This is a genomic window from Cetobacterium sp. (assembly GCF_051658645.1).
GTDB lineage: Bacteria > Fusobacteriota > Fusobacteriia > Fusobacteriales > Fusobacteriaceae > Cetobacterium_A.
The window spans coordinates 48,366-56,150 of sequence record NZ_JBOFMZ010000047.1; the positions used below are offsets into that span (position 1 = coordinate 48,366).

The 7,785-nt window shown below is 26.0% G+C and carries 4 protein-coding genes; all 4 read right to left on the minus strand.

Annotated features, from left to right (window positions below; all coding sequences use genetic code 11):
* Positions 1-23: 23 nt before the first annotated feature.
* From ACRCZX_RS05500 to rsmG, 4 genes are read right to left on the minus strand one after another with little or no spacing between them, the layout of a single operon-like run.
* The gene (locus ACRCZX_RS05500; protein WP_438581931.1) at positions 24-509 is read right to left on the minus strand and encodes an OmpH family outer membrane protein; all 486 of its coding nucleotides are present in this window, start codon (positions 507-509) and stop codon (positions 24-26) included.
* A 25-nt stretch (positions 510-534) separates the two neighbouring features.
* Positions 535-2,598 (minus strand): BamA/OMP85 family outer membrane protein, encoded by a 2,064-nt coding sequence (locus tag ACRCZX_RS05505; RefSeq protein ID WP_438581932.1) that lies wholly within the window; start codon positions 2,596-2,598, stop codon positions 535-537.
* 24 nt (positions 2,599-2,622) lie between these two features.
* Positions 2,623-6,954, minus strand: a complete 4,332-nt coding sequence (locus ACRCZX_RS05510; RefSeq protein WP_438581933.1) for a translocation/assembly module TamB domain-containing protein — start codon at positions 6,952-6,954, stop codon at positions 2,623-2,625.
* A 31-nt stretch (positions 6,955-6,985) separates the two neighbouring features.
* A complete protein-coding gene (gene rsmG / locus ACRCZX_RS05515) occupies positions 6,986-7,648 on the minus strand; it encodes a 16S rRNA (guanine(527)-N(7))-methyltransferase RsmG (RefSeq protein ID WP_438581934.1) in 663 nt (220 codons plus the stop codon).
* Between the last annotated feature and the right edge of the window lie 137 nt (positions 7,649-7,785).

Genomic DNA, 7,785 nt, shown 5'->3' on the forward strand with positions numbered 1-7,785 from the left:
TTCTCCCTCTCTTTATTATATAATTAATTTATTTTTTTGCTTTTTTCCATAACATTTAAAACTTTTGGAGTTAAGTTTTCTCCACCAAACTTTATTGCTCCTTGCTCAAGAACATAATCATATTTCTCTGATCTAGCAACATTTTGAATGGAAATGTTTATTAGTCTATCAATCTCTTGCATTTTTTTAGCTTCTTCATTTGAAAGTTTAGCTTGAGATTCTCTTACTAATTTTTGGAAAGCTGTTACTTTACCTTCAAAAGATTTTTTTTCTGCATCTGTTACTTTACTTCCTTTTCCTTGTAATTCAACTTGAAGTTTTTGTAAATCTATCTCTTGTTTTTGTAATGATGCTTCCAATGTTTGCTTTTCTTTAGTTAGAGTATCTCTAACAGTTTTTGTTTGTGAATATTTTGCGAAAAGCTCTTGGCTATTTACATATCCTACTTTTAAAGCAAATGCTGATGTTGATAATGCTGCTAGCATTCCAATTAATGCGATTTTTTTCATCTTAAATCCTCCGTATATATATTTATTAGAATGATTGTCCCATGTTAAAGTAGAATTTCATTCCACTTTCTTCTGAATTCCCTACTGGCCATCCAAAGTCAAATCTTAAAGGTCCCACAGGAGTATTAACTCTTAAACCTACTCCAACTGTTGTAGCTACATCATCAGGAGCTTTAGCATCTCTACCCTCTCTTAAGTACCCTGGATCTTCTCCTTGGTAATCCCAAGCTCTTCCCATGTCTGAAAATACTACAAATCCTAAAACATCATTTATTTGAGTTCTATTTTCTATTGTTGCAGTCACTTTTTGAGTTCCTTGATAGAATCCTCCATCATAACCTCTAAGAGTACTTCCTCCTCCTACCCAGAATCTTTGTGATTCTGGAGTTGAAGATGTCATTACTCCCCCAACAGCTCTATATGCAAATGTATTCTTTTTAAATAATCCTCTATGATACTTTCTAAGTTCTAAAGTTGTATTAGCAAAGCTTCCAGAATCTATAGTATCTGCATATCCAACTTCAACTTGATACTTTCCATACCATCCAGATGTAGGATTCCAGTAACTATTTCTTGTATCATAAGTTATTGATGGATAAATACTAAATAATCCATAGCTTCTTTCTTCTTCCCACTTTGTTCTTAAAGCTTCTCCATTACTTAAAATATCCAATTCTTCTTTATCGGCTTTTTCTGTTATATACTCAGCTTTTGTTCCAAGTCCTAGTCTTAAATTTTTAGTTAATCCTTTTCCTATGTTAATTTTAGCTCCATATGTATCTGTTTCGTTAAAAAGTACACTGTCACTATTTTCATATTCATTTTTATAAAGACTCCAACCCCAAGAGATTCTATCTGTGTCTTTTATCCAAGGGTCTGAGAAGTTAATTGAGAAGCTTGTATAGTTTTCATCTGATTTTTCAAATGTTACTCCAAGCTCTTGACCTTTTCCTTTCCAGTTCATATCTTTAACTGATAGCATACCTAAGAACCCAATTTCTGAACCATAAGATATTGCTCCTTGTAAAGTTGCTGTTCTTTCTTCTTCTAATAATAAAACTAAATCTCCTGAACCAGGTTTTGTTTCATATTTTACATTTTTGAAGTAACCAGTTCTCATTAAATTTGAAACTGTTTCATTATAATCATTTATATTGAAAACTTCACCTTGCTTAATTTCAATCTCTCTTTCTACAACATAATCTCTTGTTTTTAAAAGATTATCTGTAGCTTTTCTTCTTTGTCCTTTTTGTTTTGTTACCATTTTAGTATAATCAACATTACCAATAACACCTTCATTTATAGAAATTTCAAGATTATTAGCTCCTGTTAAATCTATATTTTCTATTTCTGCTAAAACATACCCATCTTCATTGTATTTTTTTAAAATTTTATCTCTAGCATCTCTTAGTTTATTTAAGTTTAATACTTTTCCACTTTCAATATTTACTAAGGCTTTTAATTCTTCAGCACTATATTTAGTATTTCCTGTTATTGTTATTCCATTTATAATTGGATTCTCTATAACTGAATAAACTACAACAAGTCCTTCAGGATATTGATAAACATCTGGCATTACTTCTCTATACATACCCGTTTCTAAAAGTTCTCTTTGTCCTCTAACTATTTTATTTTTAGAGAAATAACCCCCAGCTTTGATAGGTATTTTTTTTATCACTTCATTAACTGGTACATTTACGCTTCCTATTATTTCTAGACTTGAAACAACTAATGATGTGTCAACTCTTTCTCTTTCTGATGCTGGTAAAATACCCTCTTTTTCTAGCAATTCTTTTGTATCTCTTTTTTCTTTTATTTCTACAACTAACTTTATTCCACCATCATAAACTTGAGGATAAATTGATAATTCTTCTATATAATTGCTCTTTTTTATATTGTTATAATCTTTTAATAATGCATCTGTTGAGAATGCTTGTCCCTTTTTTAAGCTCATCTTTTGTATTAAAACATCTTGAGGTATTTCATTCAAATTTTTAAATTCTACCCCTTTTACTAAATACTCTCCTTCTGCTCCAAAAGAAACTATAGAAGCTATTAGCGATACTATTCCTATCAGGTGCTTTTTCATCCTAAATTGCCCTCCAATTATTTTTTATTTCAAAAAAATATCTTTTATATTATTATATTTTCTTTCGAATTTAAAATCAACATAATAATTTAAATTCCCCTCTTTTTTTTCATCTATCATATTTGTTTCACTTAATCTAGATACTCCAGCACCATAAGACCAACCAGATCTATATCTTCTTTCAACTTTAAAATCAAATTGATTAACAGAACTTGAAATCTCATTAGATTTATTTTCAGTAGTACTTTCACTAAGATCGTATTTACTTCCATCAATTATTCCTAATTTTAAAATCCAAAAATATTTGTCTTTATAAATTGGATTTTCAGCTTCTAAGTATGCTCCAAAACTAAAAGCATTTGGATCTTGAGATTTTGGATTATCCGAGTTTACTAAAACTTCTTGATTAAAAACATCTGAAACTATTCTAAATTTTGATATATGAAATGTATTTTTTATTGTTTTAGATATCGGTCTTAATAACGTACTAGAAATTTGACTATCTATCAGGGTTTTAAACAGCATTGCAATAATATTTTTATCACCACCTGTTCCACTACCTTCAAATAAATTTTTCAAACTACTGCTTTCACTACCTTGGTTTGTAACTATATTTAATCTTAAACTATTTAGTTCTCCTTGTAAAGAAATTTCTATATTTCCTCCTGAAGTTAATGAGGAAATATCAAAAATTAGGTTTGGATTAAAATCTGTTATATTTCCATTTCTTTTATCAGACAAAATCAAGGCTCTTGTGACTATAAAATCTTCACTTCCTAAAACAAATTTTCCTTTTTGGATTTCTAACTCTCCTGTTATATTTATATTATCATTTTTTCCAAATAAATCAAACCTCCCTAGTAAAACTCCTTGTATATCTTGAGCAAATGTTGAAATATCTAAGATATTTATATCTATACCATCTTTTATCATTACTTTCACATCAAATTCTGGGGTTTCATCCAATCTTCCTTTTATTTCAAAATCTTCTCCTAATTTTTTACTTTTTCCAATTATATTTCTTGTTTTATCTATTATAAAGTTTAATACAGTTAAAATCAAGCCTTTATCTTCTTTTAAAATTCCAGTTATCTCTCCATTATTTAATATAACATTTCCTGAAATCTTATTTTTAGAATAAGTTAAATTAGTTGACATATCTACTCTAAAATAATCTTTCAATTCATAAATCACATTCTTTAGTGATAAATTAAATGCATATTTTAGATTTTTATAGAATTCTTCATCTGCTGAAATCTCATCTATTGAAGGTAAATCTAAATAACCATTTCCTTTTATCTCTCCTTTATTTAGTATTCCAACTAAAGAATTAACAGTTAACCTTTCATTATCTATTTTCAATATTATATTTAATTTTTTTAAATGAAGCAATGCTTTTGGTAAATCAGCATTAAAATCTATTAAATCTACATATCCACTATTATTTTTTAACAAACTTGAAAGCTTAACATCTATATTCGCTATGCCACTTACATCACTTATTACCTCTTTTGGTAATAGTGCATTTAAAAAAGTTAAATCTATATTTTTAGAATATATATTAAAATCATACTGTTTAGAATTTAATTTATATTCTCCCTCTCCTCTAATCTCATTTTTCTGATAATAAGCTAATACTTCATTTACATCTATTTTTTCTTTATCTCCAATTAAATTTAAAGATATTCCACTAAATTCAAATCCTTTTATCACATAATTACCATTAAATAACTCTAATGAATATTTCAGGTTTTTTAATTCACCGTTAATACTACTTTTTATTTTTATATTTCCATTCATATCTTTTGTATTTATTATACCCTCAAAATCTTTCAATGCTACGTTCTGTGTTGGAATATTGAAATCCATTGTGTTATCTATTAAATTTATCAGACCCTTTGAAAATAATATTTTTTTTCCATTAAGATTTAACATATCCAAATTTTCTATTTTCAAAACATTCTCTAATGAATTTTTTTTATAAATTAAATTTGACATTATATTTGGAATTGGTTTTCCATTTAAGTATGCTTTATCTATATTTATGGCAATTTCAGCTTTTATATTATTTTTTTCAATTTTTCCAGAAACTCTAGAAAGTATTCTATACTTTAATGATTTGAAATTGTAATATCTAGCTAAATTTTCTTCTAATATATTTAAAATAAAATCTCCTGATTTTTCATTTGTATTGTAATTTATTGTTGCTAAACTCTGATTTATTTTAAAATATTTTGTTGAAATTAAATTATCTTTATAATTTATAGTTCCATTTAATAGTACCAATTCTTTATTAGGCATCTCTACAAATGCTTTTTTTACATCTATCAAAGCTTCAAAATTTTTAAAACTACCTACAATTTTTCCTTCTACATCCTCTAGTATAATATTTAATGGTTTATTTTCAAACTCATTACTCATCAATCCATTTATATTATAACTTAAATCAATATGCTTTTTTAAAACATCTACCTCTCCTACAAGTTTAAACAAATCATTTCTTATATCAGTAATTTTTAATTTTCCATCTGAATAGATTGAATTAACTTTCACACCTTGAATTCCATATTTTTTATATTTTACTTCTCTAAATTCACCATCTATTTCAGCTTGAATAGTTTTATTATTAATAATAGATATATTAGCATAACTATCTAATGACACATCTTTATTTTTGACTTTAAAATCTTTTACATTTCCTCTTAATATAAACTTTTCTTTTTCTCCCGATATTTCACCTATAAAATCCAATTTTATTTCTAATTTTTTTTCTCCAAACAACTCTTTTTCTTTCAAATTTTTTGCATAAACTTTTAAATTATATTTGAAATTTTCTGTATTGAATTCACCTTTCGTTTGAAATACTTTTTGATTTTCATCATTTATCATTGAAATCTCTTCAATTCTTATAGTTTTATTTTCTTCAGTTGCTTTTATAAAAAATTTATAATTATTTATTAAATTTTCACCTTCTAAATTTATAAAATTTAGATTGTTATTTTTCAGGTCATAAACAAAAGACTTTTTAGAGTTTTGATACAAGTTTATTAATTTATCTTTTTTATTATATTCTCCATCTAAATTTATAAAATTAGATTTTACTTTAAACTTCAAATCTTCTTCTCTTAAATTTAAATCTAAATTATAAGTAAAATCTTTTTTGTAATCAATTTCGAGCAAGGTTATTTTTAATTTATTTCCAGATAAACCTAAAATTCCATTTTCAAATTCTAATTTTCCATTTAAATTTTCTAATTTTATTTTAGGTTTTAGAATAGGATAAGCATTATAAAGAATTTGAGCTTTAAATCCTAAATCTTGTTTATAAGTTAATTCAACATCAAGATTTTTAAATTTCAGTTCATCTAATGGTAAATTTAAATCTTCTAATAATTTATAACTTTTAGCAGTTGAGTATGGTAAATCTTTAAACTTAAACTCTACTTTTACTCCTGACTCTTCAGAATAAAAAACATTAAATATACCTGGATTTTTATTTAAATTATATTCAAATTTTATCCCTATTCCTTTTTCGTCAAATTTAATTTTTCCATTTATATCTCTTACTAACTCATTCAAATCATCATATTTGACAATTCCATCCATTAGTTCAACATATCCCTTTAAACCACTTGTAGCTATTGTTAAATTCATATTGATCAATCCTGTTGCTTCACTTAAATTCTTATCATCATAACCATATTGAATTAACTCTGATTTTAATTCCACATTTTTCAAAATAATATTCATATTTAATGGTTCATTTAAATTATTTATTCTATATTCATATAATTCATTTTTATTATTTCCTTTAAGTTGTAAATCGAGTCCTTTGATTTTATCAAATTTAATATATCCATCCACATTTTTTATATCTTGATTTATTTGTCTAGAATATGTATTGTCTGTAAATATTGAAACTCCATTTTTAACAGTTATAATATCTATTGGAACTGTTGTACCTGCTTTTGTATTCGAACTTGGATTATTTGAATTAGAAAATGCTTCTACTATATTTGCATCACTTCCTTTTCTTTCAATATGAATCCAAGGATTTTCAAGGTTTATTTCTTTTAATCTAAAGTTTTTTAATGATTTTTTTGAATAAGTGATTATAACTTTTGGAGCTCTTATTATATCTTTATCGTTTTTGGATAACACTAAGTTTTTTATTTCTATTTCTCCAAATTTTGGGAATTTAATTTCTTGAGAAGATATTGTTGGTCCTATTGCTACTTTTAGTATAATTTCAACTATCTTAGGTAAATTAATTTTAATCAACAATGCTCCACTCAAAAAAATAAAAAGAGGAAAAGTTACGAATATTAATTTTTTTAATCTTTCAAAAATTATCATAAACTTTCCCTCCCTAAATTTTATTTTTTTCTTACAATGGTTTTTTTAAAGCTACACCAGCTCTTCTTGGATATTTTATATCTGTTAATTTATCTTTAAGTATTTCTACAACCAATCTTTCATCACCATAGTGAGGAAGATTGTATCTATGTATTGTTATTATTTTAGCTCCTAAAGTATTTAAAGCATTTGTTGCTTCATCCTCTTCTTCAGTTCCAACCATTTTTTGCGCTAAAAAATGACCATTAATTTTTATAAACGGTATCATATATTCTAAAATTACATTTAGCTTATTTACACCTCTACAAAGCCCAACATCAAAAGTTTCTCTATTTTCAGAAGTTATATAATCTTCAGCTCTAGAGTTTATAACTGTAACATTTTCTAAATTTAGTAACTCTTTTACATTCTGTAAAAATATTGTTTTTTTACCAACAGAATCCATTAATACAAATTCTATATCTGGATTAAATATAGCTAAAACCATACCTGGGAAACCTGCTCCAGTTCCTATATCAATGGCTTTTTTACACTGCTTTTTGTCTAATAAATTCTGAAGTAAAAGAGAATCTAAAAAATGTTTTTCCAATGCATCTTTCATATCTCTAATTGCTGTTAAATTTGTATGTGAATTATACTCAACCAAATATTCTAAATATTTTATTAATAGCAATAGGTAAGGCTTTGAAATCATCTCCACCTTTTCCCCTGCTCCACACCGTGCATGCGACTTTCACCGCACACGGCGCTCCATCATAATTTCAAATTAAAACAATCTTAAAATTATTGACTTGGGGCTATCCGTCCACCACTTATTATCATGATTTCATC